General features: G+C 59.7%; 1 protein-coding gene. It reads left to right on the top strand.

Features of this window, described 5'->3' with window-relative positions:
• The coding region (locus tag HX855_RS32920) for an AMP-binding protein (protein ID WP_178948074.1) at nucleotides 1-330 on the top strand (330 nt) is incomplete at both ends.

Raw genomic sequence — 330 nt, 5'->3', positions numbered from 1 at the left:
CTCAGTCGTCAGGGACTGTCGGCGAGCACCTATGATGCCTTGGCAAATTGTGCAAAAGAGCGCCCGAATACGCCCGCCCTACGCTTTTTTCTCGACGGGCAGAATTTTCGCAAGACCCACGACTGGACCTACTCCGAGCTGCTGATCGACATCACCCGCGCTGCTAACGCGTTCCACGAACTCGGCCTGGGCGCTGACGACGTCATCGCGTTTATTTTGCCGAATTTGCCGGAAACCCATTTCACCATCTGGGGCGGCGAGGCGACAGGCATCGTCATGGCGGTCAATCCGTTGTTGGAGGCGCCTCAGATGGCCGACCTGCTGCGGGCG

The sequence above is a fragment of the Pseudomonas sp. IPO3778 genome, from assembly GCF_013386825.1.
GTDB lineage: Bacteria > Pseudomonadota > Gammaproteobacteria > Pseudomonadales > Pseudomonadaceae > Aquipseudomonas.
This window is presented reverse-complemented; position numbering and strand designations above follow the sequence as displayed.